The organism is Streptomyces sp. CA-181903 (assembly GCF_050937075.1).
GTDB lineage: Bacteria > Actinomycetota > Actinomycetes > Streptomycetales > Streptomycetaceae > Streptomyces.
Map to the genome: position 1 here is coordinate 1,310,000 of NZ_JBNJLY010000001.1, position 25,061 is coordinate 1,335,060.

Annotated in this window: 25 protein-coding genes, 1 tRNA gene and 2 pseudogenes; 14 read left to right on the forward strand and 14 right to left on the reverse strand. The window is 72.5% G+C overall.

The annotated features are described in order from the left end of the window. The first annotated feature begins 212 nt into the window (after window positions 1–212). Together ACQEVS_RS05595 and ACQEVS_RS05600 are read left to right on the forward strand one after the other, a co-directional pair. Window positions 213–1,619 carry a hypothetical protein gene (locus ACQEVS_RS05595; protein ID WP_433016003.1) on the forward strand — a complete coding sequence of 469 codons (1,407 nt, stop codon included), beginning with the start codon at window positions 213–215 and terminating at the stop codon, window positions 1,617–1,619. A gap of 127 nt (window positions 1,620–1,746) precedes the next feature. Beyond that, a tRNA-Pro gene (locus ACQEVS_RS05600) sits at window positions 1,747–1,820 on the forward strand. A gap of 282 nt (window positions 1,821–2,102) precedes the next feature. Here the strand turns inward: ACQEVS_RS05600 and ACQEVS_RS05605 are convergent. Together ACQEVS_RS05605 and ACQEVS_RS05610 are read right to left on the reverse strand one after the other, a co-directional pair. After that, window positions 2,103–3,092 (reverse strand): glycerophosphodiester phosphodiesterase family protein, encoded by a 990-nt coding sequence (locus tag ACQEVS_RS05605; protein WP_433016006.1) that lies wholly within the window; start codon window positions 3,090–3,092, stop codon window positions 2,103–2,105. 624 nt (window positions 3,093–3,716) lie between these two features. Then, on the reverse strand, window positions 3,717–4,424 hold the full coding sequence (locus ACQEVS_RS05610; protein ID WP_433016009.1) for an SDR family NAD(P)-dependent oxidoreductase: 708 nt from the start codon (window positions 4,422–4,424) through the stop codon (window positions 3,717–3,719). A gap of 103 nt (window positions 4,425–4,527) precedes the next feature. Here ACQEVS_RS05610 and ACQEVS_RS05615 point away from each other — a divergent pair. Next, window positions 4,528–5,375, forward strand: a pseudogene (locus ACQEVS_RS05615) (helix-turn-helix transcriptional regulator). Between the two features lie 115 nt (window positions 5,376–5,490). Here ACQEVS_RS05615 and ACQEVS_RS05620 read toward each other — a convergent pair. Then, window positions 5,491–5,826, reverse strand: coding sequence for a hypothetical protein (locus tag ACQEVS_RS05620; RefSeq protein WP_433016012.1), 336 nt, complete (start codon window positions 5,824–5,826; stop codon window positions 5,491–5,493). A 137-nt stretch (window positions 5,827–5,963) separates the two neighbouring features. Between ACQEVS_RS05620 and ACQEVS_RS05625 the strand changes: the two genes are divergently transcribed. The 4 genes from ACQEVS_RS05625 to ACQEVS_RS05640 all read left to right on the forward strand — a co-directional run bounded on the left by ACQEVS_RS05625 (window position 5,964) and on the right by ACQEVS_RS05640 (window position 7,831). Continuing rightward, window positions 5,964–6,785: a helix-turn-helix domain-containing protein gene (locus tag ACQEVS_RS05625; RefSeq protein ID WP_433016015.1), complete on the forward strand. Its 822-nt coding sequence runs from the start codon at window positions 5,964–5,966 to the stop codon at window positions 6,783–6,785. Continuing rightward, window positions 6,782–6,970, forward strand: coding sequence for a DUF397 domain-containing protein (locus ACQEVS_RS05630; protein WP_433016018.1), 189 nt, complete (start codon window positions 6,782–6,784; stop codon window positions 6,968–6,970). The genes ACQEVS_RS05625 and ACQEVS_RS05630 overlap by 4 nt, the downstream gene beginning before the upstream one ends. An 80-nt stretch (window positions 6,971–7,050) precedes the next feature. Continuing rightward, window positions 7,051–7,383 (forward strand): glyoxalase superfamily protein, encoded by a 333-nt coding sequence (locus ACQEVS_RS05635; RefSeq protein WP_433016021.1) that lies wholly within the window; start codon window positions 7,051–7,053, stop codon window positions 7,381–7,383. Window positions 7,384–7,447: 64 nt separating this feature from the next. Then, on the forward strand, window positions 7,448–7,831 hold the full coding sequence (locus ACQEVS_RS05640) for a VOC family protein (protein WP_433016024.1): 384 nt from the start codon (window positions 7,448–7,450) through the stop codon (window positions 7,829–7,831). An 82-nt stretch (window positions 7,832–7,913) separates the two neighbouring features. On the opposite strand, the gene ACQEVS_RS05645 is transcribed toward ACQEVS_RS05640, so the two are convergent. Both ACQEVS_RS05645 and ACQEVS_RS05650 read right to left on the reverse strand, forming a co-directional pair. Continuing rightward, entirely contained in the window at window positions 7,914–8,102 is a 189-nt protein-coding gene (locus tag ACQEVS_RS05645) for a hypothetical protein (protein ID WP_433016027.1), read from the reverse strand. 193 nt (window positions 8,103–8,295) lie between these two features. Further along, window positions 8,296–9,216, reverse strand: coding sequence for an NADP-dependent oxidoreductase (locus tag ACQEVS_RS05650; protein WP_433016030.1), 921 nt, complete (start codon window positions 9,214–9,216; stop codon window positions 8,296–8,298). Window positions 9,217–9,299: 83 nt separating this feature from the next. Here ACQEVS_RS05650 and ACQEVS_RS05655 point away from each other — a divergent pair, with 83 nt between their 5' ends. After that, window positions 9,300–9,872: a TetR family transcriptional regulator gene (locus ACQEVS_RS05655; RefSeq protein ID WP_433016033.1), complete on the forward strand. Its 573-nt coding sequence runs from the start codon at window positions 9,300–9,302 to the stop codon at window positions 9,870–9,872. 315 nt (window positions 9,873–10,187) lie between these two features. Here ACQEVS_RS05655 and ACQEVS_RS05660 read toward each other — a convergent pair whose 3' ends face one another. Then, window positions 10,188–10,910 (reverse strand): GNAT family N-acetyltransferase, encoded by a 723-nt coding sequence (locus ACQEVS_RS05660; protein WP_433016036.1) that lies wholly within the window; start codon window positions 10,908–10,910, stop codon window positions 10,188–10,190. A 163-nt stretch (window positions 10,911–11,073) separates the two neighbouring features. Between ACQEVS_RS05660 and ACQEVS_RS05665 the strand changes: the two genes are divergently transcribed. Then, window positions 11,074–12,159, forward strand: a complete 1,086-nt coding sequence (locus ACQEVS_RS05665; RefSeq protein ID WP_433016039.1) for a polyprenyl synthetase family protein — start codon at window positions 11,074–11,076, stop codon at window positions 12,157–12,159. Between the two features lie 130 nt (window positions 12,160–12,289). Here the strand turns inward: ACQEVS_RS05665 and ACQEVS_RS05670 are convergent, their stop codons facing one another. The 6 genes and pseudogenes from ACQEVS_RS05670 to ACQEVS_RS05695 all read right to left on the reverse strand — a co-directional run bounded on the left by ACQEVS_RS05670 (window position 12,290) and on the right by ACQEVS_RS05695 (window position 18,357). Beyond that, entirely contained in the window at window positions 12,290–12,832 is a 543-nt protein-coding gene (locus ACQEVS_RS05670) for an arginine repressor (protein WP_433016042.1), read from the reverse strand. A 7-nt stretch (window positions 12,833–12,839) separates the two neighbouring features. After that, on the reverse strand, window positions 12,840–14,099 hold the full coding sequence (locus tag ACQEVS_RS05675) for an acetylornithine transaminase (RefSeq protein WP_433016045.1): 1,260 nt from the start codon (window positions 14,097–14,099) through the stop codon (window positions 12,840–12,842). Continuing rightward, on the reverse strand, window positions 14,096–15,148 hold the full coding sequence (gene argB, locus ACQEVS_RS05680; protein WP_433016048.1) for an acetylglutamate kinase: 1,053 nt from the start codon (window positions 15,146–15,148) through the stop codon (window positions 14,096–14,098). Before argB ends, ACQEVS_RS05675 begins: the two co-directional genes overlap by 4 nt. Beyond that, complete coding sequence (gene argJ, locus ACQEVS_RS05685; RefSeq protein ID WP_433016051.1) at window positions 15,145–16,296, reverse strand: bifunctional glutamate N-acetyltransferase/amino-acid acetyltransferase ArgJ; 1,152 nt, start codon at window positions 16,294–16,296, stop codon at window positions 15,145–15,147. Before argJ ends, argB begins: the two co-directional genes overlap by 4 nt. Continuing rightward, a pseudogene (gene argC, locus ACQEVS_RS05690) lies at window positions 16,293–17,320 on the reverse strand (N-acetyl-gamma-glutamyl-phosphate reductase). The gene argJ and the pseudogene argC overlap by 4 nt, the downstream one beginning before the upstream one ends. 146 nt (window positions 17,321–17,466) lie before the next feature. Further along, window positions 17,467–18,357: a GNAT family N-acetyltransferase gene (locus tag ACQEVS_RS05695; protein ID WP_433016054.1), complete on the reverse strand. Its 891-nt coding sequence runs from the start codon at window positions 18,355–18,357 to the stop codon at window positions 17,467–17,469. A 119-nt stretch (window positions 18,358–18,476) separates the two neighbouring features. Here ACQEVS_RS05695 and ACQEVS_RS05700 point away from each other — a divergent pair, with 119 nt between their 5' ends. After that, window positions 18,477–18,830, forward strand: a complete 354-nt coding sequence (locus tag ACQEVS_RS05700; RefSeq protein WP_433016057.1) for a hypothetical protein — start codon at window positions 18,477–18,479, stop codon at window positions 18,828–18,830. Window positions 18,831–18,890: 60 nt separating this feature from the next. Next, window positions 18,891–19,412, forward strand: coding sequence for a GNAT family N-acetyltransferase (locus tag ACQEVS_RS05705; RefSeq protein ID WP_433016060.1), 522 nt, complete (start codon window positions 18,891–18,893; stop codon window positions 19,410–19,412). 52 nt (window positions 19,413–19,464) lie between these two features. On the opposite strand, the gene ACQEVS_RS05710 is transcribed toward ACQEVS_RS05705, so the two are convergent. Further along, complete coding sequence (locus ACQEVS_RS05710; RefSeq protein WP_433016063.1) at window positions 19,465–20,385, reverse strand: DUF2268 domain-containing protein; 921 nt, start codon at window positions 20,383–20,385, stop codon at window positions 19,465–19,467. Between the two features lie 356 nt (window positions 20,386–20,741). Here ACQEVS_RS05710 and ACQEVS_RS05715 point away from each other — a divergent pair, with 356 nt between their 5' ends. After that, window positions 20,742–21,515, forward strand: a complete 774-nt coding sequence (locus ACQEVS_RS05715) for a S1 family peptidase (protein ID WP_433016066.1) — start codon at window positions 20,742–20,744, stop codon at window positions 21,513–21,515. 238 nt (window positions 21,516–21,753) lie between these two features. Here ACQEVS_RS05715 and ACQEVS_RS05720 read toward each other — a convergent pair whose 3' ends face one another. Then, the gene (locus ACQEVS_RS05720) at window positions 21,754–22,314 is read right to left on the reverse strand and encodes a TetR/AcrR family transcriptional regulator (protein ID WP_433016069.1); all 561 of its coding nucleotides are present in this window, start codon (window positions 22,312–22,314) and stop codon (window positions 21,754–21,756) included. Between the two features lie 99 nt (window positions 22,315–22,413). Between ACQEVS_RS05720 and ACQEVS_RS05725 the strand changes: the two genes are divergently transcribed. Together ACQEVS_RS05725 and ACQEVS_RS05730 are read left to right on the forward strand one after the other, a co-directional pair. Continuing rightward, window positions 22,414–23,019, forward strand: a complete 606-nt coding sequence (locus tag ACQEVS_RS05725; protein WP_433016072.1) for a DUF2867 domain-containing protein — start codon at window positions 22,414–22,416, stop codon at window positions 23,017–23,019. A 258-nt stretch (window positions 23,020–23,277) separates the two neighbouring features. Then, window positions 23,278–24,879 carry a glycosyltransferase family 39 protein gene (locus tag ACQEVS_RS05730; protein ID WP_433016075.1) on the forward strand — a complete coding sequence of 534 codons (1,602 nt, stop codon included), beginning with the start codon at window positions 23,278–23,280 and terminating at the stop codon, window positions 24,877–24,879. Window positions 24,880–25,061: the final 182 nt, after the last annotated feature.

Below are 25,061 nucleotides of genomic sequence, written 5' to 3' on the forward strand. Positions count from 1 at the left end.
CTCCTTATCTTGCATGCGGTGATGGGTATAACTATGCAGTGCTCCGTATGTTTCGTCAACGCCTCGGAAGAGTGAACCGGGCCGGAGTGCGGGGCCCACCGCGTCCTCCGAGCCGGGGGTTGAGCCCGAACCCGACCGCTCCCCCCTTTCGCGCCGGCCCTACGATCATCACTTCCGAACGATCGAACCGACCGAAACAGGGACACACCCCCATGAGCCGCGAGTACGGACTGGCCCACGCGACCCTACGGGCCGCCCGATCCGGGGACGGCGTCCCGTTCGACGCCGCCGATCCGACGGCGTGGATCGACTTCGACTACGGGGTGCGCGAGCACCTGCTCTGGGAGAACCTGTCCGTCGACTGGCTGCGCACCGGGGAGCCGGCGCCCGGCGACGCGGCGGTGGCGGTCGCGCTGTGCCACCCCGACGGGCGGATGCGCGAGGCGGCGCTGCGGCGGCCGGAGGCGGCCGGATTCCCGGCGCTGGTGGTGTTGCGGTGCGCGGACTGGGCGGGCCCGGTGCGGGAGGAGGCGCGGAGGTCGCTGGCGGGGCTGCTGCCCGGTGTCCCGCCGAGTGCCGTTGCTCCGGTCGTGGCGGTCGCCCTGCGCGCGGCCGTGCGGCGGCGGGGTGACTACGCCCGCGACCTGGTCATGTCGTTCGTCCGGAGCCCCGAGCGGATCGACGCGCTGCTGGCGTGCCCGGACCGGGCGGCCCGCCGGCTGGGCCACCGGGTGGCGATCGACGAGGAGCACCTTTCCGCCGCCGAGCTGGCGCGCGCCGCGGCCGCGGACCCGGACGTCGTCGTGCAGGACCTGTGCGCGGACGCCGCGCTCGCCCGCACCCGGGACGGGGACCCCGACGGCGTCCTGCGTCCGCTGCTCGCCTCCCGGCAGCCGCGCGTCCGCGCCGCCGGGGTGACCGCGCTCGGACGCACCGGGGAGACCGGGGAGGCGGCCCGCTTCCTCACCGACCGCTCCGGGCTGGTCCGCGCCTGCGCCCGCTGGGTGCTGCGGCGGCACGGCGTCGAACCCCTGCCGCTGTACCGGGCCGCCTGCGCCGGCCCCGACGTCCTCCCCGGCGCGCCCGCCGGGCTGGGCGAGACGGGGACCCGCGCGGACGCGGCGCCCCTGTGGCCGCTGCTCGGCCACCCGCGTCCGGCCGTACGGGCGAAGGCCGTCGCCGCCCTGCGGATGCTGGACGCGGGCGGGCCCGAGCGGCTGGAACCGCTGCTGGACGACCCGTCGGTCTCCGTCGTCCGCGAGGCGACGACGACGCTCCTGCCGGTCGCCGCCCGGCTCCCCGAGGACTGGCTGTACGACCGGCTGGCGGACGACCGTCCCCGGTACGTCCGCGTCTCCGCCTTCCGGCTGCTGTCCGCCCACCGTCCGACGGCCCAGCTCCGCTGCTTCCTGCGACTGGCCGGCGACCCGGATCCCGCGCTGCGCGAGCGGGCCCTGACGGCCCTCGCCGGCTGGGGTCCCGCCGGCGCCGCGGCGGCGTACCGGACGCTCCCCGACGCCCGGCGCGCCGAGCTGGACGCCCTGCTGGAGCGGGCCGCGGCCGCGGCGGGCAAGGAGCGGATCAGCCGGGTCCGCTGGTTCCTGTCGGCCTCCCGCTGACCTCGGAGAGCCTCCCCCTCCGCCCTGCCGGGGAGCCCGCCCACCCCCGGATTTGGATCACGGCGCGGAACAGGATATTTTCTTCCTGCACGCCCCACCGGGACGAAAACCGGAGGGAACGGGCGAACGGGACGTGGCGCAGCTTGGTAGCGCACTTGACTGGGGGTCAAGGGGTCGTGGGTTCAAATCCCGCCGTCCCGACACGGGAAACGCCCTCCGAATCGCGGAAATCCGCGGGTCGGAGGGCGTTTTGCGTTTTTCCGGCCCTGTTTCGCCTTCCCTAGGCCCGGCCGAACCCGGCCACACCCGGACGAATGCCGGAAGCCCCGCGTGCACGACCCGCCCTGAACTCGGGTCCTGCACGCGGGGCGGTACGGGTCCGCGACCGCTACCGTCCGCTCCGAGTGTCGGCTGTGCGCGTCCGTTGCGTGCGTCCGTCGGGCGCGTCCGCTCCGTGCGACGGGCGGCTACCCGCTCAAGCGGTCACCGGAACAGGCGGTCGGCGCCGGTGGCCATGCGATGGGTCCCGCCGTGGCTGTTCACCCAGTCGCGGATGAGCTTGATGGCGTTGGCGCACTGCCAGCCGTTGTCGTACTCGTGCTCACCGGTGAAGGTGCCGTAGCCCGCGATGATGCCGTCCACCCGCGCGTCGCCCAGCAGCTTGTCGACGTACCACGGGTCGTTGTACGTGGTCGTCCAGGACAGCGTGGCCGCGAGGCGGCCGGCGGAGCGGTCCGCGGCGCCCTTCTTCAGCTCGGCACAGGTGTTGTAGGAGGGTTCCGTGCAGTTGCCGAAACCATTGGGGATGTTGGTGTCGCCGTAGTCCATCACCCGGCGGCCGTTCGGGAACCCGGCGCCGAACTGGTTGAAGGCATTGATCACCTTGTCGCGGGACCCGGTCGTCGTAATGCCCTCCAGCTTGCCGAGCTTTCCCTCGAGGCTCTTCCAACCCCGGCCGCCGACGTCCGGGGTGTTGCCGCCGTGGTACTCGTAGAAGCCGTAGAGCACCTGGATCCCGGCGGCCGTCAGCCGCTGCGCCTTGTCGCGCAGACCGGCGACGCTGCACGTGCGGTTCGGCTGTTCGCCGCAGTAGTTGGGGTCCTTGATGTCCAGCCAGACCAGCGCCAGTCGGCGTCCCGCCTTGGCGTTGGACAGGATCCGGTCGATCATGCTGTCGAAGCTGGGGCCTCTCCGGTTCTCACCGGCCGAGGAACAGTCGTGGTAGGCGCGCCATTCGTTGGGGTTCCACCAGGCGCAGACGTCGATCTCGATCCCGTTGGCGCCGTGGTTGAGCGCGGCGTCCACGCCCTCCACGGTGTCGACGCGGTGCGCGATGGCGTAGATGGCGTGCCGCTGGTCGGCCGCCGCGGCCGGGGTCGGGCCGAGCGCGGTGGCACCGATGATCCCGCACAGCGCCGCCAGCAGCGCGAGCACCGCCCGCGGGCCGGTGGCGCGTCGAAGGTGTGTGGTCAAGGAAGGCGCTCCTTCACGTGTCACGTGGTTCCTGGGTCCTGTCCCGAACGTGTGATCACCCGAGCTTGCGGGACAACACCGCCCGGCCGCCATGCGGACCGGCTACTTCGGGACACGGAGACGCGAACTTGGCCTCCGGTCAGGGGATATGCGCGCCCCTTGGAACGCGGGGGTGGAACGCGCTCGGGTGGAACGCGATGGGGGGATGGTGAGGAGGGTGGTACGCGTTCGGGTGGGACGTCCGGGCCGCGTGCCGAGGTGGGCAGGTTGGGGGGACGCGCGAGGGGGCCAGTATTACAGGGCTGGATCCGCACCGTCCGGAGTCGCATATGGCGGCGGAAGTCGTGGTGCCGGGCCTCGACTTGGTGTCGGCGGCGGCACGTCGACCAGTGCGGGGGCGGTGCGGATCTCGTGGACGGGGCGGCCGGTGAGGTTGTACAGGCGGCGGGTCTCCGCGCGACTTCAGCAGTCGCAGACGGCGGCGATAGACCTCATCGTCGCCCTGACCCCGCGGACTCACGGGCCACCATCCTGCCGCAAGGTGACTGAGCGCTCTGTCGTGGCGGCGGCATGCGCGACGTGAAGCGCTCGGTCACCCTCCCGTGACGGCCAGGGCTCGGAGGCTCACCAGGGCAGGGGCCCGTGTGCGTCGAAGTAGCCTCCAGTGGGGCCGTCAGGGCCCAGTTGCGCCATGCGGACGATGATCTCGGCGCCCTGTTCGACGGTCTGGGTGCCGGTGTTCCCGTTGAGGTCCGTCTTGGTGTAACCGGGCTCCACCGCGTTGATCCGCATGTTCGGGAAGGCCTTCGCGTACTGCACGGTGATCATGTTGAGTGCCGTCTTCGAGGCCGGATACGCGACGCCCGGGTAGGCGTGGGCCGGGGTGCCGGCGGTGGTGACCCGGGTGAGGGAGGCCAGGCCGCTGCTGAGGTTGACCACGACCGGGGAAGCGGACCGCCGCAGCAGCGGCAGAAACGCGTGGGTGACCCTCACCGCGCCGAAGACGTTGGTCTCGAACACCTGCCGCATCATGTCCGCGGTGACGTCCGCGGCACCGATCACCCCGTTGTCCTCGCTTCTTCCTTCGATTCCGGCGTTGTTGACCAGCACGTCCAGTCCGCCGTCCGCCCCGATGGTCTCGGCCGCGGCCGCGACGGAGGCGTCGTCGGTGACATCGAGCCGTACGGTCCTCGCGCCCAGCGACTCGGCGGCCCGGCGGCCGCGCTCGGGGTCCCGGCTGCCGATGTAGACGGTATGGCCTGCGGCGATGAGGCGGCGGGCCGTCTCGAAGCCGAGCCCCTTGTTCGCCCCGGTGATCAGTGTTCTCGTCATGTCCCTACCGTGCCTCCGGACCATTCGCCCGGCCAGGCGTCCCTCCTTCCTGGGACTGGCAGTACCAGGCGGCCCAGGCGACGAACGGTGCACACTGGCAGGCATGGCGACGACGGAATTCGGGCAGGCGGTGCGTCGCTGGCGCGACCGGATGCCACCGGAGACGGCCGGACTGCCCGTCGGCGCGCCGCGGCGCACCACCGGGCTGCGCCGCGAGGAGTTGGCCATGCTCGCCGGGATTTCCGTCGACTACGTCACCCGGCTCGAACAGGGCCGCGCCACCCATCCCTCGCCCCAGATCGTCGAGGCACTGGCCAGGGCACTGCGACTGTCGGGGACGAGCGCGCCCACCTCTTCCGGCTGGCCGGGCTCGCACCGCCGGGCCCGCGGACAGTGCCGGCGTACATCACCCCGAGCGTCCAGCGGCTGCTCGACAGACTGACGGGGACGCCCGTGGCGGTCTATGACGCGTCCTGGACCCTTCTCATGGCCAACGCGCCGTACACGGCCCTGATGGGGGATCCGTCCGGTTGGCGTGACGACGAGCGCAACGCTGTGTGGCGCCACTTCCTCGGCCCGGGCACCCGGGCCCGCCACACGCCTCAATCCCTGCGCGACTTCGAGGCGGCGCTGGTCGCCGACCTGCGCACTGCGGCCGGCCGATACCCGGCCGACCGACGGCTGCGGCGACTGATCGCGGAACTGCGCACGACCAGCGACCGATTCGCCGCACTGTGGGATGCCGGCACCGTCGGCCACCACGAGGCCGCACGCAAGACCATCGACCACCCACAGGCAGGACCTTTGACGCTCGACTGCGACGTACTCACCGTGGCGGGCAGCGACCTCCGGATCATGATCTACACGGCCGAACCCGGCACCGAGGACGCTGAACGCCTCGCCCTGCTGACCGTGCTCGGCACCCAGACGCTCGCCGCTCCCGCCAACTGACACGCTCGCAACCCGGAAATCAAGGTCTGTCTCTGTGGCACCAGGGGCGGTTCGGGGGCGCGTGAGGGGACGTCGGCGCGCTGAAGCGTGCACCCGGGGCCTGCTGGGTCGCGTGTTAAGCGTGTACCAAGCGGAGGTGCACCCCCATGGCCTCGGTCAGCTCCACCGCCGCCTTCAGGTCACTCGCCGCCAACGCGAGGCTGCGCCTCCGCTTGATGTCCCGGCACTCCGCACACCGCGACGGCCGGTACACCCGCCACGCGTCCTGGTCCGTCGCCGGCCGCACATCGCACGGCAGCGCGTCCCACGGGTCCCCACCCGTCGGCGGCCGCAGCCGCACCCTCCCCTCACCGGTTCCGGTGACCTCCCCGACGCGCTCACGCCGCGCGTCGACCACCAACTCGCCCACGGCGGGCGTCCGCTGGCGCTGTGGGCCTGTTGGCTCTTCCATGCTGGTGTTCCTCTCGGGGGATCTTGCGATTCGATTCCCAGCATCTCCGCGCAGCGGTACCGTGACCAGGCGTAACGACTGTAGGAAGGCCGGTCCCGTTGCAGGGATACCCGGCTTCAACGGAGGGGCGAACAACTGTGCCCGCACCAAAGCGGATCGAACCCACCAATCTGAATGAGTGGTTCGGCGACAAGATCCGCACACTGCGCAGGGCGCGCGGCTGGTCACAGGTTCAGCTGGGCGAGGAGGTACGGCTCTCGGGGAGCCGCATCGCACAGTTCGAACGGGCTGAGGATGTCCCGCCACCGGACATCACGGAGTTGCTGGACCGGGAGCTGGGAGCGGGGGGACAGCTGGTCGAGATGCGGCCGTTCCTGGCGCGCAGCTGGGACAAGAAATGGCCCGAGGAAATCGAGGACATCGAGGTTCAGGCCACTCGCATCCAGCTCTACACCCACGTGATTCCTGGGTTTTTCCAGACGAAGGAGTACGCGACGGCTCTACTGGGGGCCGGCATCCCCTTCTTCGGTGGAGACCTGGACGAGAAGGTCGGTCTTCGTATGGCCCGGCGCAGCGTCGTCGACGGGCCACAATACCCGTGGGTCCGATGTGTTCTGGACGAGTCCGCGCTCTACCGGGCCGTCTGCTCCCCGCACGTCATGCGTGAACAGCTCCTGCACCTGCTGGAGGAATGCGAACAACCGCACGTGGTGGTCCAGGTGTTGCCCTTCGCAGCCAATCGGGCCGTCGTACCAGGGCTGGCTTGGGCCACCATCTGGACACTCGCGGACGGGCGCACGGTCGTGTACCAGGAAACAATGAACAACGGATACTTCGTGACGAAGCCCCGTGAGATCGGTGTCTACGTCAACCTTTACGATCAGTTGCACGCGGATTCCCTGTCCGCCGAAGCGTCCAAGGCCCTCATCCGCCAAACGCTTGAGGACAGATACCCATGATCTGGCGCAAGAGTAGGCACAGCGCGACTTCCAATGACTGTCTGGAAATCTCCGGTTCCGCCGACGACCTCATACACATACGCGACAGCAAGCGGACCGCCGACCCCACCCTGATCCTCACCACGCACCCCTCCACCTGGACGGCGTTCCTCGCCGCCCTCAGGACAGGCTCCCTCCTCGGCTGACCCGACGCCGCGGCCATGCAACCTGCGGCTCGGGCACGAGCCTCGGGCGGAAGACCTGAACCGTCTGCGACGATGACGCCATGGACGAGGAAGCCATCCCCATTCTCCGCGTCGTTGACGCCGCGGCAGCGGTCACCTGGTACGAGCGACTCGGCTTCGCCAAGCAGTGGGAGCACCGCTTCGGACCGGGATTTCCCGCGTTCGTCGAGGTCGCCCGGAACGGGATGCGGTTGTTCCTGTCGGAGCATGAGGGTGATGCTCGCCCTGACACGCTGATCTACCTCCGCGTTCGCGATGTCGAGGCCATGGCCTTCGAGTTCGGCGTGCCAGTGCGGGAAGCTCCATGGGCGCGCGAGATCGAGCTGCGCGACCCTGACGGCAACCGGCTCCGGATCGGCACCCCGACGGAGTGAGAGGCGCCGGAAAGCGTCCGGATATGGGGAGTTGAGTGACGACGCCCCTTGCTAGGGTGACCGAATGGCATCGGTCAAGCAGTTCCAAGTCACTTTCGACTGCGCGGAACCCGTGTGCGTCGCTCGTTTCTGGTCCGAGGTGCTGGGTTACGTCGTCACGCTGCCGACGGAGGGCGAGGGCGCGTGGGCCGTGTGTGCCGATCCCACGGGCGCGGGCCCGCGTATGTACTTCCAGCGCGTCCCCGAAGGGAAGGTCGCCAAGAACCGGGTGCACCTCGACGTCCGGGTCGGCACCGGACTCGTGGGTGAAGAACGCCTCGCCGCACTTGAGGCCGAATGCGCACGGCTGGTCCTGCTTGGCGCAGTACACGTGCAAACGCTGTACGACGGCAATGATTCGTGCATCCCGATGCTGGACATCGAGGGCAACGAATTCTGCCTCGACTGAGCGGATTCGCCGGCGGGCCACGGAGAGTCCTGACTCTGCGGCAGTTATTGCCGTGACGGCATTCAGCGCTTGGGTTGTTGCCTCATCTTCTTCTGGCCCGGCGGGACCAGTGCAGGACGTGATCAATACTGCGGCACAGCCGCGGGGCACCGGCCGGCCGCACGTCCACGTCCTCCTTCGGGAACCCGGCGCCGTCCGCGATCACCGCACAGCCCGGTTCGGCCGAGTCCTCGACCACGTATGCCCGCACGTCGTCGAGGCCCCTCGTCACCGTCCCGGTCGACGTGGTTCGACAGCCGCTGCGATCCGGTCCGGGCCGCCGTGGCCGGTTCCCCGGCCACCGTCCGGCCCGTCGCATCACCCGCTTGTGCTTGATCCCGGCGCCCCCAACGCCCCCGGCGCCCACCGCCCCGCGGCGATGACCTGCGACGATCGCCGCCCGGTGGAGTCCGCCCGGTACCGGCTCACAGCGTGATCACGATTTTCCCGTGAACGTGCCTCTCGGCCTGCGTCGTCACGGCTTCGCGAATCCGCTCGGCCGGGAAGGTCGCCGCGATCGACACCGTGATCTCGCCGGCATGGATCGCGTCGGCGATCCGTTCCAGGGCGCCCGGAGCCGCGTCGAGGGCGCCCGCCTTGTGCACACCGGGCGGCGGGGCGGGGCCGTCGGCCACGACAGTGATCCGCTCGGGTGCCACGCCGAGCTTGAGCGCGGTCTCGGCCGTCTCCCTCCCGAACAGGTCGGCTGCGGCGGTGATCCCCTCGGGCGCCAGGGCCCGCACCCGGTCCGCCAGGCCGGGGCCGTACGCCACAGGCTCGGCGCCGAGCCCGCGCAGGAATCCGAACGTGCCCTCGGAGGCGGTGCCGAGCACCCGGGCACCCGCGAGCCTCGCCAGTTGCACGGCGAAGATGCCCACGCCGCCCGCCGCCCCACCGATCAGGACGGTGTCCCCCGCGTGGAGCCCGATCACGGCGAGCGCGGCGGCGGCCGTCAGGCCGGACACCGGAAGCGTGGCCGCCACCTCGTCGCCCACGCCCTCCGGGGTGCGCCACAGCGTCTCCGCGGGTGTCCTGACCAGCACGAAATCGGCGACGGACCGGCCGATCGCGGCCCCGTACACCCGGTCCCCGGCCGCGAACCCCGTGGCTTCGGCGCCCACTTCGTCCACCACTCCGGCGAAATCGCTGCCGAAGCCGGCCGGCAAGGTGATGCCGAACCGCGCCGCCATGTCGGGCTGTGTGGTGATCTGCCAGTCGATCGGATTGAGTCCGGCGGCCGTGACCCGGACGCGTACCTCGTCCGGTGCGGCGTGCGGCTCGGGTATCTCCTGCAGTTCGAGCACTTCGGGACCGCCGAATTGCCGGTAACGGACAGCTTTGCTCATCAGTGACCTCTCCTGGACAGTGATGGGACTTGGTCTCATCGACCGTACACCAGTGATGGGACGAAGTCCCGTACACTGCTTCCATGGCTCGCTGGCAACCCGACGCACCAGGACGACTCGCCGCCGCCGCCCTCGACCTCTTCGAGGAGCACGGCTACGAGAACACGACCGTGATCGAGATCGCGGAGCGCGCGGGGCTCACCAAGAGCACGTTCTTCCGGTACTTCCCGGACAAGCGCGAAGTGCTCTTCGGCGGGGGCACGGTGACCGGTCTGCTCGCCGAAGGGATCGCCTCGGCGCCGCCGGAGGCCGGGCCGCTCGACGCGGTGGCGGACGCCCTCGACGCGCTCGGCCGGACGTTCTTCGCCGCCGACCGCCGCGAGTTCAGCCGCCGGCGCCAGGCCGTGCTGAACGCCAATACGGAACTGCTCGAACGCGAGGCCCTGAAGAGGATCGACCTCGCCGCCTCGATGATCGAGGCCCTCGACCGTCGCGGAGTCCCCGGCCTGACCGCGCGCGTGGCCGCGAAACTGGGCATGCTCGTCTGGGAGATCGCCTACGACCGGTGGATCGACACCGACAACCGCGACGACTTCGGCACGCTGGCACGCCAGGCGCTCGCCGAGGTACGCGCGGCCGGAGCCGTGCGCTGGTGACGCGACGGCGCTTGCGGTGACGGTCGTCGGGAGCGGCGTGCGCGCACACGCGGTCGAGGACGCGGCCGGTCCGGGCGCGGTGCGCTGATCACGACGACGCCGGGTCCCCGAGGAAGGACGTGCGGTGCCGGCCGGTCGCCGACGGCAGTGCTCCGGCGGGTGTCGTCCTCCCCTGCGTGCGCGAGCGCGCAGGGGAGGACGCCGATCTCCGGGGTACCGTCACGGCAAGTATCGTGACGAGACCGGTGGTTCGACGAGACGAGGATGCCGGTCGCAGCCGAGTTCCAGGACGGCACCCGGCCGCGAACGGCGTCCTCACCGGCCTAGCCGAACGCTGAGTTGGGTACCCAGCTCGCGGAAGCCCAGGGCGAGTGCCACGCGCTTCGACGGGTGCGACCGTGCCCACCACTGCGGCAGGTATCCGGCGCCCAGCGCACGGGCCACCGCCTCGGACGCCACGGTGCGCGCCAGCCCCCGGCCACGGCGGCCGGGTGCGACCAGGACGCCGAGGTGGGCCACGGACCCCGGCCAGGCGCGGAAGCCGGCCGCGGCCACCACGTCGTCGCCGTCCCGCAGGACACACGCGGAGGACGTGATGTCCTCCAAGCCGCTCTCCCCTGCGTCCTGCTCGCCGGCGCGGGCCGCCAGCGCGGCCAGTCGGTCGTCGTCGCGCGGTATCTCCTCGACGGCGGCCGGACGCGCGGGCCGGAAGCCGGCGCGGTCGAGGTAGAAGAGGGACGCGGGCCCGAGGACGTCGCGTACGGGCAGGACACCGCGCAGGCGGTCCGCGTCGACGAGCGCCTGGCGGGGGAGCTTTCCGGCGACCCCGGTCATCAGCTCGGCGGTCCGGCCGCTGGGCGCGGTGACGAGCGCGGCGTCGCCGAGGACCACGATCCCCGTCCACGACGCCGGACACAGCCGTGATCGCGGGGAGACCACCACGTTCACCCCGCCCTCGGGCGGGAACCGCCCGGGGGCGCCCGCCAGTTCGGCCCACGACTCCCGGACGCGCTCCGGCAAGGGCTCCGTGGCCGTCATGGCCGCATCATGCCAGCCCTCGCGGGAACGCTCCCCGACCGGTCCCCGCCACGCCCGGCCACTCGGCGGCCACGCCCCGGCCACTCGGCGACCCGTCCACGGCCGCTCCCCGGCCGCTCGCGACCAGTCCGCGACCACTCCCCCGACCAGGGAAAATAGCCGCATGAACGATACGTCCCCCGCCGCGGCCCTCGCCCGCCTCGCAGCGCATCAGCAGCAGTTCGACGACCGCTTCGCGGCGTACTTCGACTCGCTGGCGGCGGGCGGCGGTGTGCCGTCGGGGAGCCGGTTCGCCCCGCGCGCTCTCGAACTGCTCCGTGACCTCTCCCTGCGGGGCGGGAAGCGGCTGAGGGTGGCGCTGCTGCGTGAAGGGGCTCGGCTGGTGACGGCGGAGGAGGATGTTCCGGGGCTTGCGGAGGCGGCGTTGAGCATCGAGCTGCTGCAGACGCACGGCCTCGTCCACGACGACATCATCGACGACTCTCCGGTCCGCCGGGGCGGGCCCTCGACCTACTACGCGTACCGCCGCGAGTTCCCGGAGCACGAACGGACGGCGCTGGGGCTGGCGTTGCTCGCGGGGGACCTCGCCGCCTTCCTGTCCGTGCGGGTGCTGTTGGACGCGCCCGTTCCGGCCGAGCTGCGGCAGGCGCTGACCGACGTGCAGACGCGCGCGGCGGCGGACACGGTCGTCGGCCAGGTGATGGACCTGGAACGGGACTTCCTCCCGCTGCCCGACGCCGGCCTGCTGGACACCGTCACCGACTACAAGAGCACGCGCTACTCGGTCCTCGCGCCCCTGCGGATGGGCCTGCTCGTCGCGGGCGGGGACCTGGCGGCGCACGACGAGCGGCTGCGCCGGTACGCGGCGCCGGTGGGCGTCCTCGGGCAGTTGCGGGACGACTACCTGGACCTCTTCGGGGACGAGGACGTCGTCGGCAAGCCCGTCGGCTCCGATCTCCGCGCGGGGCGCCGCGGTTACGTGCTGAGCGCGGCCCTGGCGGCGGCCACCGGCCCGGAGCGGGAGACGATCGAACGTGCCCTCGGCGACCCGGACTGCCCGGCCGCGTCCGTCGACCGTGTCCGGGACATCGCCCGGCGCCACGGCGTCGACGACCGCGTCCGCGCCGATCTGCGCCGACTCGCCGAGACGGCGTCCGCCGAGGCCGCGGGCTGGCGGTCGCTGTGGCGCGCCGAGGCGGTGGACTTCTTCGAGCGCCTGCCCCTCTGGGCGGCGGAACGGGCGCTCTGAACCCGCCGGGCGGCCGGGCCGGGCCTGGCCTGGCCGATGGGCCCCACCGGCCGGCCCTCTGAACTCCCCCGGTCCTCAGCCCCCCGCCGGCCCTTTGAGTCCCGCCCGCCGGCCGGGCCCCTTACCGCTCTTACCGCTCCTTCTGCGCCAGCCGCAGCAGGTGGTCGGCCAGCGCCTGGCCGCCCGTCGGGTCGCGGCTGATCAGGAGGACCGTGTCGTCGCCCGCGATGGTGCCGATGATCTCGTGGACGCCCGCCTGGTCGATGGCGGAGGCGAAGAACTGGGCGGCGCCCGGCGGGGTGCGGAGGACGACGAGGTTGGCGGACGCCTCGGCCGAGATGAGGAGCTCGGCGGCGAGGCGGCCCATCCGGGCCTCGGTGGCGGACTCGCCGAGGGGCGCGCGGGGGGTGCGGTCGCCGCCCTCGCCCGGGACGGCGTAGATGAGCTCGCCGCCCGTGTTGCGGATCTTGACGGCGCCCAGTTCGTCGAGGTCGCGGGAGAGCGTGGCCTGGGTGACGGAGAGGCCGTCGTCGGCGAGCAGCCGGGCGAGCTGGCTCTGGGAGCGGACGGCCTGCCGGCCGAGGATGTCCACGATCCGGCGGTGGCGTGCGGTGCGGGTCTGCGGCACGGCCTGCCCGCCGTGGACCGGCTCGGTCTCCTGCGCCTCGGTCATCGTCTCGTCAGTCTCCGGATCGTGGTTCTCCTGAGCCCCCCGTCAGGGCTGCGGCGGCCGCCCCTCCCTCGGCGGCGACAGCGGCGGTGGCGGCGACGGCGTCGAGGACCCCGGGGAGCACCCGGAGGAACGTCTCCACCTCATCTTCCGTGATGATCAGCGGAGGAGCCAGCCGCACCACGTCGGGCGCGACCGCGTTCACCAGGAGACCGGCTTCCTGAGCCGCCCGCTGCACGTCCGGTGCGAGGGGCTTGGAAAGGACAATACCCAGCAGCAGGCCCGCGCCACGGACGTGGTCGACGAGAGGGTGGCCGAGCGCAGCGATCCCGTCACGGAGCAGAGTCCCCGTGCGGCCGGCGCGCGCGGGGATGTCCTCGGCGGCGAGGGTGTCGAGGACGGCGAGGGCGGCGGCGCAGGCGACGGGGTTGCCGCCGAACGTCGAGCCGTGCTGACCGGGGGTCAGCAGGCGTGCCGCGTCGCCGAAGGCGAGCGTGGCACCGATCGGGAGGCCGCCGCCGAGGCCCTTGGCGAGGGTGACGACGTCGGGTTCGACGCCTTGGGCGAGGTGCTCGAACCAGTGGCCGGTGCGGCCGATACCTGTCTGGATCTCGTCCAGGACGAGCAGGGTGCCGGTGGCCCGGGTGATCTCGCGGGCCGCCGCGAGGTAGCCGGGCGGCGGCACGACGACGCCGTTCTCGCCCTGGACGGGTTCGAGGACGACGAGGGCGGTGTCGGTGGTGACCGCGGCGCGGAGGGCGTCGGTGTCGCCGTACGGGACGTGGGTGACGTCGCCGGGGAGCGGGAGGAACGGTTCCTGCTTGGCCGGCTGGCCGGTGAGCGCGAGGGCGCCCATCGTGCGGCCATGGAATCCGCCCCGGGCGGCGACCATGTGCGGCCGGCCCGTCCGCCGTCCGATCTTGAAGGCCGCCTCGACGGCCTCGGCACCGGAGTTGCAGAAGTAGACGCGGCCTTCGCGGCCGGCCAGCTCCAGCAGCCGCTCCGCCAGTGCGACGGGGGGCTCGGCCACATAGAGGTTGGAGACGTGGCCCAGGGTGGCGATCTGGTCGGAGACCGCGCGGACGACGGCCGGATGGGCGTGGCCGAGGGCGTTGACGGCGATGCCGCCGACGAGGTCGAGGTACGCCTTGCCGTCGGCGTCCCAGACCGTGCTGCCCTCGCCGCGCACGAGCGGGATGCGCGGGGTGCCGTAGTTGTCCATCAGGGCGTTCTGCCAGCGCCGGGTCAGGGCGGCGTTGGTCGCGGTCATGATGCGGTACCCCCGGGTTGTGTGGGCTGATCGGCGTGTTCCGGAATGCCTGGGGCGTCTGGGATGCAGGCGGCGCCGGGGATGCCGGAGATGCCGAGGGCGTCTGGAACACCCGGATCATCCGAACCGCCCGGACCAGCCGAACCATCCGGGACGACCATCGTGCCGATCCCCTCGTCCGTGAAGATCTCCAGCAGGATCGAGTGCTGCACCCGGCCGTCGATGACGCGGGCGTTGGCGACCCCGTTGCGCACCGCGTACAAGCACCCCTCCATCTTGGGCACCATGCCGCTCGATAGTTCCGGGAGCAGCGCTTCCAGTTCGCTCGCGGTGAGGCGGCTGATGACGTCGTCGCTGTGCGGCCAGTCCGCGTAGAGCCCTTCGACGTCGGTGAGGACCATCAGCGTCTCGGCGCCGAGGGCGGCGGCGAGCGCGGCGGCGGCGGTGTCCGCGTTGACGTTGTAGACGTGCTCGTCCTCGGCACTGCGGGCGATCGAGGAGACGACGGGGATGCGGCCGTTGTCGAGCAGGGCCTGGACGGCGCCGGTGTCGATGGCGGTGATCTCGCCGACGCGGCCGAGGTCGACGCGTTCGCCGTCGATGCGGGCGTAGTGCCGGGCGGCGGTCATGGTGTGGGCGTCCTCGCCGGTCAAGCCGACGGCGAGGGGGCCGTGCCGGTTGAGCAGGCCGACGAGTTCACGCTGCACCTGCCCGGCGAGGACCATCCGGACGACGTCCATCGCCTCCGGCGTGGTCACTCGCAGGCCCGCCTTGAACTCGGACGCGATCCCGAACCGGTCGAGCTGCGCGCTGATCTGCGGCCCACCACCGTGCACGACGACCGGGCGGAGCCCGGCGTGCCGGAGGAAGACGACGTCCTGGGCGAAGGCGGCCTTCAACTCGTCGTCCACCATGGCGTTTCCGCCGAACTTGATGACGACCGTCTTGCCGTGGTGCCGCGTCAGCCAGGGCAGCGCCTCGACGAGGGTGCGGGCCTTGGGGAGGGCGGTGTGTTTGCGGGTGGAGCCGCTGGTGGTCGTGGTGCTCATGAGGAGTACGCGCTGTTCTCGTGGACGTAGTCGGCGGTGAGGTCGTTGGCCCAGATGACGGCGGACTCGGCGCCCTCGGCCAGATCGGCGGTGATGCGCACTTCGCGGTAGCGCATGTCGACGAGGTCACGGTCGTCACCGACCGAGCCGTTGCGGCACACCCACACGTCGTTGATCGCGACGTTGAGCTTGTCGGGGTCGAAGGCGGCGGAGGTGGTGCCGATCGCGGAGAGCACCCGCCCCCAGTTCGGATCCTCACCGTGCAGCGCGCACTTGAGGAGGTTGTTACGGGCGATGGACCGCCCGACCTCCACCGCGTCCTCCTCGCTGGCGGCGTTGATCACCTCGATGCGGATGTCCTTGCTCGCCCCCTCCGCGTCCCCGATGAGCTGCCGCGCCAGGTCGTCGCAGACCTCGCGCACGGCATCGGCGAACGCGGCCGCGTCGGGGCTGATCCCGGAGGCGGCGGAGGACAGCAGCAGGACCGTGTCGTTGGTGGACATACAGCCGTCGGAGTCGACCCGGTCGAAGGTCGTGCGCACCGCGGCACGCAGGGCGTCGTCCAGGCCGGGAGCGTCGACGTCGGCGTCGGTGGTCAGGACGACGAGCATCGTGGCCAGCCCCGGGGCGAGCATCCCCGCGCCCTTGGCCATGCCCCCGACCACCCAGCCGTCCCGCTCCACCACAGCCGTCTTGTGCACGGTATCCGTCGTCTTGATCGCGATGGCGGCCTTCTCGCCGCCGTGTGCCGACAAGCTCGCCGCGGCCTTCTCGACGCCCGGCAGCAGCTTGTCCATGGGCAGCCGGACGCCGATCAGGCCGGTGGAGGCCACCGCGACCTCGCCGGCGCCGCAGCCGAGCACCTCCGCCGCCTTCTCCGCCGTCGCGTGGGTGTCCTGGAAACCGGCCGGGCCGGTGCAGGCGTTGGCGCCACCGGAGTTGAGGACGACCACCGCCACCTCCCCCGACTTCAGCACCTGCTGCGACCACAGCACCGGAGCCGCCTTGACCCGGTTGGAGGTGAACACCCCCGCCGCCGACCGCGCCGGCCCCCGATTCACCACCAACGCCACATCCGGCGCACCACTGTCCTTCAGCCCGGCCGCCACACCCGCCGCCGCGAAGCCCTTCGCCGCCGTCACACTCACGGAGCCACCCCTGTCGTGGAAAGTCCCAGCTCCTCGGCCAGCCCGAGGGCGATATTCATGCTCTGCACCGCACCACCGGCCGTGCCCTTGGTCAGGTTGTCGATCGCACTCACCGCGATCACACGCCCCGCCGCCTCGTCCACACTCACCTGCACCTGCACGGCGTTGGACCCGACCACGGCTCCCGTGGACGGCCAGCGTCCCTCGGGCAGGAGGCGGACGAACGGCTCGTCGCCGTACGCCTTGTCGTAAGCGGCGCGGACGGCCTGGGCGGAGGTGCCGGGGAGCGCCTTGGCGCTGCAGGTGGCGAGGATGCCGCGGGGCATGGGCGCGAGCATCGGCGTGAAGGACACCGACACCGGCCCCCGGCCACAGCGGCGAGGTTCTGCGCGATCTCCGGCGTGTGCCGGTGCCCGCCCCCCACCCCGTACGGGCTCATCGAGCCCATCACCTCACTGCCCAGCAGATGCGCCCTGGCGGCCTTCCCCGCACCCGACGTCCCCGACGCCGCCACGACCACCGCCTCCGCCTCCACCAGCCCCGCCGCGAAAGCCGGCCACAACGCCAACGACACCGCTGTCGGATAACACCCCGGCACCGCCACCCGCCTCACCCCACGCAACGCCTCCCGCCCACCCGGCAACTCCGGCAACCCGTACGGCCACACCCCCGCATGCGGCGACCCGTAGAACCGCACCCACTCCCCCGCATCCCGCAACCGGAAATCCGCACCACAGTCGACCACGAGGACATCGGGGCCGAGCTGCTCGGCGATCGCGGCCGACTGCCCGTGCGGCAGCGCGAGAAAGACGACGTCATGTCCGGCGAGCGCGTCGGCGGAGGTCTCCTGGAGGATCCGCTCGGCCAGCGCCGGCAAGTGCGGCTGCACCTCGCCGAGCGTCCGTCCGGCACTGCTGTTGCCGGTCAGCGCCCCGATCTCGACACGGGGGTGCCCGAGCAGCAGGCGCAGCACTTCGCCGCCCGCGTATCCGCTCGCTCCGGCCACTGCCGCTCGTATTGCCATCGGGGTGCCTCCTTGTCGATGGCATGACTATACGAAGGAGAGAAGATTTATTCAATGGGCGCGGTCGTGTGCGGCCTCCCACGTGAGACCGTGCGTCCCAGTGGGCGGTTTCGGGGCCCAGCAGCTCAGTTTCGGGGCCCAGCAGCTCAGAGGAAATGCCCGCTTGCGAGGTAGGGCGCCGGGACCGGCATGCCGCGGACCGCGATGTAGCCCTCCTGGCCGATGTCGAGACGGGCGGCCAGACCGACGTCGACGGCCCACTCGTTGGGGGTGGTGATGCAGTTGACCAGGGTCCTTCCCTGGGCCGAGGCCAGGGCCTCCCACAACAGTCCCCGCGCGGTTTCCGGGTGCGCGGCAGCGAGCAGCAACGCCTGCCCTCGGTCGTCGATGTAGACGTATCCCGGCCTGGCCCGGTCCGCGGACACGACCAGCCGAAGGGTGTCCAGCATGCAGCCGTGGTCGGGGCCGTGGCCCGCGCCGCGCAGATCCCGGTCCAGCCGATCCATCCACTCGAAGTCGTCGGGCCGCCCCTCCCGCAGGCCGTCGACTGCGGGGAGGGCGGACCGGTCGACGGTACCGACCATCCTCATCTGCGGGTGGAGCGAGAATCCCGCCAGCCGGTATCGGCGGGTGGCGCCGGGGTGGACGCTGGAGGAGAAGATGCCCGGGCGCCCGTCGGCGTGGGCGAGCACGGCGTCCAACAGGCGCTTGCCGATGCCCCGGCCCTGGTGGCCGGGCAGCACGCCGTAGGTGGCGAGGAACCAAAGGCGGTCACGGTTCTGCGAGATGGCGAACCCGACTGTGCTTTCGGTGCCTGTACCCGCCTCCACCGCGACCTGGCATCCTCCTGGATCGGCGTTCAGGAAGAAGCGCATCCGGTCGATCCACTGCTTCGAGGCGACCGCCGAACGTCGCCGGACTTCCGGATCGCCGACCCGCCTGGTGGCCCGCTCCGCCTCGAAGAACGTCACCGCCGAAGCCCGTTCGGCCGACGTGAGATCGCTCTCTCGCATCGGCCTGACCCGCACGGCGTCCATCACCTCAGCGTAAAGAAGCGTCACACCGTGGCGCACCCGATTTCCGGGCTGCCCGCCGGTCATCGCGCACAGCCCGCCGGCTCAAGCGCGACGTCTACGTCTCGCCTACGCTGCCTGTCATGCACAGCACGCTGACCGAGCACGCCCGCTGCCTCTACGGGGACGAGTACCGGCCCACGCCGGAGTGCGCCGCGCGGCACGCGGAGCACCACTTCGTCGAGGAGCTGACCTTCGCCGGCGCGGACGAGATCGTCGCCATGCTGCGCGCGCTGAGCCCGCACCTGGTCGACGGCCATCTGCCGGTGTGGATAAGGAACTTGGCGTACCGGCTGGTACTGCTGCAACGACCGGACGATCCGGTGCTGCTGCGGGAGGCTGCGGAGAGCCTGTGGCTGCACGGGCCGGACTGGGACGGCATCGCCACGGAGCTGAAGGAGCGGGCCGCCGCCCTGGAAGAGGCGGGCGGAGCCTGAGCGGGCCACCCCGAGGCACGGCCCGGGGGCCGGTCAGCGTGGCATGCGAAGATCACCGCCGTGAACGAGACGCGCTTCCGACGGGCCACCGACAGCGACACCGATCTCGCGGCCCTGGTCCGCCTGCGGGACGAGGCCGCCCGCTGGATGCTCGCCCGGGGCATCACCGGGCAGTGGCGGCCGGGTGAGCTGGGCACGGACCACTTCCGGCGGGCCGTCGAGTGCGGGGAAGCCTGGTTCGCCGAGGCCGGCGGGCGGGTGGTCGGCGCCTGGGAGCTGTGGTGGGAGGACGAGGACGCGTGGGGGCCGCAGGCGCCCGTGGCCGGGTACGTGCACCGGCTGATGGTGGACCGGGAGGCCGCCGCCCCCGGGACGGGCCGGCTGCTGCTGCAGGCGGCCGAGCGGCGCGTGACCGCGGCCGGCCGGAGCCACGTCCGGCTGGACTGCCTGGCCGGCAACGCGCGCCTCACCGCGTACTACCTGGACGCCGGTTACCGCGTCGTCGGGCGGAAGGCCGGCAAGCCGCAACCGGGCGGCGCGCCCAAGTCGTTCACGCTGCTGGAGAAGGAGCTGCGGGACTGAGCCCCGGCCGCCGCCGTCGCCGCCGGCAGGTCCGGGCGGACGGCCGCGGGGATCACGCCTCCGTCGCCACCCCCGCGTTGCGCAGGATCTCGCGGACCGGCAGCGCCACGCTCTCGGCGGCGGTCAGGCCGGTGGCCGCCGTGTGCGCCTCGACGATGCGCAGGCCGACGCCGTAACCCGCGAAGTCCGGGAGGCCGACGGGCTCCTGTCCCATCAGGCGGGCGGTGGCGTCGCCGAGGACGTACGCGAACGCGTTCCCCATGCCGGCCACGTCGATGTCGGCGGTGATCCGCTCGTAGGCGCGGTCCAGGCGGTCGCCGGTCAGCGCCCGCGTCCAGGGGCACAGCCCCTGCTCGCCGGCCAGTTCCCGGGCGAACGCCTCGGCCAGCCCTTCCGCGACGACATGTTCGCCGACCGTCACGGCCGCCGGGTCCCAGGTCACGTTGGCGTAGCGCACGTTGTGGTGCAGCTCGTGGGCGGCGGCGTGGCCGATGTTCCGCAGGCTGGTCTCCGTGGGCCACATGACGAGCTGGATGGCGCCCGGGAAGCCGCCGAGGCCGAAGTAGCCGGAGCTGCGGACGGTGAGGTGCTCGTCGTCGGGGTTGCCGAGGACGATGACGACGTGGACGGTCTCGGCGTGCTTGACGCCGGGCGCGGCGGCGTCGATGCGCTGCCACGCGGCGGCGAGCGAGTCCGCGACCCGGTCCCACACACCCGCCTCGCGCATCCGGTGCAGGGCGGCGGGGAGCCGGGGGTCGTCGCCGTCACCGTCGCGCGCGCCGTCACCGTCGCCGTCGCCGAGCGGGAAGCCGCTGCCCATGCGGTGGGCCCGTACGGGGTCGAAGGGTCCCATGACGGACATCGGACCTTCGAGGGGCGCGTAGATCTCCCGCAGGGCGTCGGGGCGCTCAGCCGGCGGGCGGCGGAGGAGGTCGAGGGTGGCGGAGGCGGTGTCGTGCACGATGATCTGCATGGGACGGGACGGTAGAAGTTGACGTTGCGTAAAGGTCAAGCGCAGCGCGGGGGAGTCGGCCTGTGGGGGCGGCCGGGGGTTCATGGCCCCGGGGCCCCCGTTCCCGTACAGCGTTCCCGGGGCGGACGTTCGCGCAGGTCAGGGCAGGCGTGGGCGTTCCCGCATCCCGCATCGGGCGGTGGGTCTGGCGGGCCGGTGGGGCGTGCGGGCAGGGTGGTCGCCAACGCCACCGCACGGCCACACACACCACGGGGGACCCCATGCCCATCAGCACGCCCAAGCCCGCGCACGCACCGGCACACACGCCCGAGCGCACATCCGCGCACACGCCCGCCCACACGTCTGAGCGCACTTCCATGTCCACCCGTCGCCGGCTCGCCTCCGCCCTCCTGGCCGGTGCCGCCCTCGTCGCCGCCGCCGGCGTCGCGGCACCGCCTGCCGCCGCCGTGCGCGGCGGGTCGTCGGCCACTACCGGCGACGCGCCGTTCGCCGTGCTGATCAAGAACCCGGACGCCGCCGAGGGGCCGGACAGCACCTGGTGCGGCGGCACGCTCGTCGCGCCGGACAAGGTGCTGACGGCCGCCCACTGCGTGTCCAACGCCCCGCGCCCCACCGCGCTGACCGTCGTCGGCGGCCGTACCGACCGGCTCTCGACGGCCGGGCAGGAACGGCGCGTCACCCGCGCCACACTGGACCCGAAGTACACCCCCGACCTCGTCCACGACGCGGCCGTGCTCACCCTGGACCGCCCGCTCCCCTACAAGCCCCTGCGCGTCGCGAAGGACAAGGACGCCGCGCTGTACGCGAACGGGCGCACCACCACCGTCTACGGCTGGGGGCACACCAGCGGGGACACCCAGGGCCGGAAGCTGCGGAAGGCCACGCTGACCCTCTCCCCGCTCGCCGCCTGCGAGCCGTTCTCGAACACCACGGACACCACCCTGAAGGTCTGCGGCACGCCGGCGAAGGGCCGGTCGGACAGCATCTGTTCGGGCGACTCGGGCGGGCCGCTGGTGGCGGACGGCGTGCTCATCGGCATCGTCTCGACGGGCAACAAGTACTGCGACGCCACGTACCCGGTGTCCGTCTTCACCAAAGTGAGCACGGTCGCTCCGGCACTGGGGCTGTGACCGGAGCCGCCCCCGGCGCCCGGCCCGGAGCCCTGCCGGCGTGCCCGTGGGGGCGTGTGCGGGGGCACGCCGGGGCACGCGCCCTCCACCACGACGGCCACGCGCCCGGCGCCCCCGCACCCCCGAGCCCCCACGCCATCTCGCCCCGAGCCACCTCGACTGCGCGCCACGCGGGCCGTACGCCACGCCTGCCGTTCGCCAAGTCGGCCGCCCACCCCAACCACCGCCGCCGCGCCCGTCAGCGCAGCAGCAGTCTGCGGGCGATGTCCATGACCTCCGCCCGGTCGTACCCGTCCCCCTCGTCCGCGACGATCAGGTGGCCGCCGATGCGCAGGGCGAAGACGAGCATGCTGCGGGCCTCGACCTCGCCGGGGTCGGAGCAGAAGGAACCGAAGAGCGCGCGCAGGTAGTCCATGCGCCGGTTGTCCACCCGGCGCAGCCGGCGGGCGACGGTCTCGTCCCGGCGGGCCCAGTCGCGGACCGCGAGGTCGAGGGCGACGCCCCGCGACGGCTCCCGGCCGGCCGAGGCGATGGCGAACAGCCGCTCCAGGCGGGCCCGGGCGTCACCGCCGCCGTCCTCGACGCGCTCGATCACTTCTTCGGTGGTGTCACGCTCCCAGGTGTCGAGCATCTCGGTGAGCAGCGCGTCCCGGTTGCCGAAGTAGCCGTAGAAGCCGCCCTTGCTGACGCCGAGCGCCTGGGCGAGGACCTCGACGCGGACGGCGTCCGGTCCCCCGGCGGCGAGCGCGCGCAGCCCCTCCTCGACCCACTTCTCGCGAGGCGTGCGCGTCGCACCCATCCTGTGTCTCCCCTCACTCCGCCCGCACCTATACGGCGCCGTATAGTCCGGGCTAATCTGCCGCCTATACGGCATCGTATAGACCCAGGGGGGTCACCCATGCGTCTTCCGAACAGCGCCCACACCACACGCCCATGGCGGATCCACGAAATCGCCGGCGACTTCCGGCTCGACGACGTCTGGGACCTGCCGACGCCGGGCGGGCCCGACGATCTCGACCGCCTGGTCCGCCAACTCACCGCGCCGGAGCTGCCGTACCGCGACTCGCCCGTCGCCCGGGCGCTGTTCGCGATCCGCTGGAAGCTCGGGGCACTGCTGGACCTGGACCGCCCCGAGGGCGTCGCCGGCGCCCGGGTGCCGACGCTCCTCGACCGGCTGCCCGCCGACCTCCGCGAGGGCCCGAGGGGGCCCGAACCGGCCAACGGACGGTTCCGCTCCCTCTATCAGACCCGGGACGAGTGGGCCTCCGAGATCTCCAACCGGACCGTGCACGCGGTGCGGCACATCGGCTGGGTGCCGGACGGCAACGGGGGCTACCGCGGCCGGATGGCCGTCCTCGTGAAGCCGAACGGCCTGTTCGGCAGGGCCTACATGGCGGCGATCAAGCCGTTCCGGTACTTCGCCGTCTACCCGGCGATGCTCCGGGGCATCGGCCGCGCGTGGCAGGCGGAGGCGGCCCGCGCCGAGCACGCCCACACCGGCTGACGGGGGCGTCGATCAGGACGGGGGACGAGCGCGGTGGGCCGGTACGGGGGTACGGCCGACCGCGCTCGCCGCCCCTCACTCCGCGGCAGGCGATCCGACGCCCACCGTCCCGCCCCGCCACCTTTTGGCCACTAGGTCCGCATTGCGGATAATAGGCCGAACGTGGGGGGCGCATTCCGTTCGGTGTCGCGCGCGACACCGCGCGCCGCCCGGCCCGGCACCACCCGGTGCGGGGGTGCCGGCGACGAAAGCAGCACCGTGACGACGACCACGCCCGAATCCGTCCTGCCCCGCCGTCCCGCCCCGTCCGGTGCGCCCGCCGGCCGTGCCCGCCGGACGCGCGTGGCCGGGTGGGCGGCGCCCGTCGTCGCGTTCGTCCTCGGCGTGTGGGGGAACACGCGGCCCTCCGCCTGGACCGACGAGATCGTCACCATCGACGTGGCACGGCGCTCCTGGCCCGAACTGATCGACCTGCTGGGGCGGGTGGACGCCGTGCACGGCCTGCACTACGTCCTGCTGCACCTGTTCGCGCGGGCGAACGGCGGGCTCGACGAGTCGACGGCGCGGATGCCCTCCGCGCTGGCGGTGGCCGTGGCGGTGGCCGGTCTCGTATGGCTGGGGCGGCTGTTGGGCGGTCCGCGGCTCGGGCTGTGCGCGGGGCTGCTGCTCGCCGTCCTGCCGACCGCGTCGCGGTACGCGCAGGAGGCCCGGTCGTTCGCCTTCGTCATGGCGGTGGCGGTCCTGGCCACGGGCGCTTTGGTGAAGGCACTGGCCGGGCACGCGGACCGACCCCCGAAGCGGTGGCTCGCCGGTTACGCGCTGCTGGTCGCCCTGCTGGGCTGGTTCAACGTGATGGGGCTGCTGCTGGTGGCCGCCCACGCGGTCACCGTGGTTCTCCGGCGCCCCGGCCGCCGCGTCGCCGTACGCCTGTTCGCGGCGCAGGCCGCGGGCGTCGCCGCCGTCGTCCCGCTGCTGGTCCTCGGCTCCGCGCAGAGCTCCGCCGTGGGGGAGGCCGCGCCGGTCACGGCGGGGACCCCGTTCAACTACTTCACCTGGCTCCTCACCCCCGGCCAGGACACCCTGCCCACCGCGCTGCGGCTGCCGCTCACGCTCACCGCCCTCGCCGCGCCGGCCTTCCTCGTGGCCCGGCGGCGTACGGTCCCGTCGTCCGCCCTCGCCGTCGGCGTGCCCTGGCTGGCCGTCCCCCCGCTGCTCCTGATGGCCGTCTCCCTCGGCCACCCGCTCTTCGCCTACCGGTATCTGCTGTTCTGCCTGCCGGCCCTGGCGCTGCTGCTCGCGGCGGCCGCCACCGCCGTCCCCCCGCGGTGGCGGCTGGTGCTGCCGCTCCTGGCGGCCGTGCCCCTCACCGCGTCCCACGTCGCCATCCGCCAGGAGGACAGCCGCCAGTGGGACACCCACGCCGTCATCTGGGCCCTGAGCGTCCGCGACCGGCCGGGTGACGCCGTCCTCTTCAGCGGCGCCCGGTGCGGCCTGATCGGCACCGCCTTCAAAGAGGCGTTCGCCAACCGCCCCGACCTGAGCCGGGCCCGGACCGCCGCCGGCCTCGGCACCCTGGACAACCTGCCCGCCGACCCGGCCCTGCTGGAACAGCGCCTGAGCCGCGCGAACCGCGTCTGGCGCTTCACCTGCACCCACCTCTCCCCCGGCGCCCGCGAGGCCGCCGCCCGCACCGCCGCCGTCCAGGAACGGATCCTCGACCGCGCGGGCTTCTCCCCCATCTACCACTACAGCGCCCGAGGGGTGGACATCACCCTCGAACAGCGGGACGGCGTACGGCGGACCACCGAGGCCGCCGGGGTGCGGCCGCCGGATCGGGTGCCGGTGCGGGGCGACGGCTGAGACGCGCCCGGGCCGGATGCCGACGCGGGCCGACGGGGGCGGGGACGGGCGGGCGAGACCCTCATGGAAGCCTCGTGAGGCCCATGCGAAGATCCCGGCCCTTCTCATGCGGAGATCCCGGCCCTTGTAGAGATCCCACAGGGGAACGCCAACGGAATGCATTGATCACGGCATCCACGGCT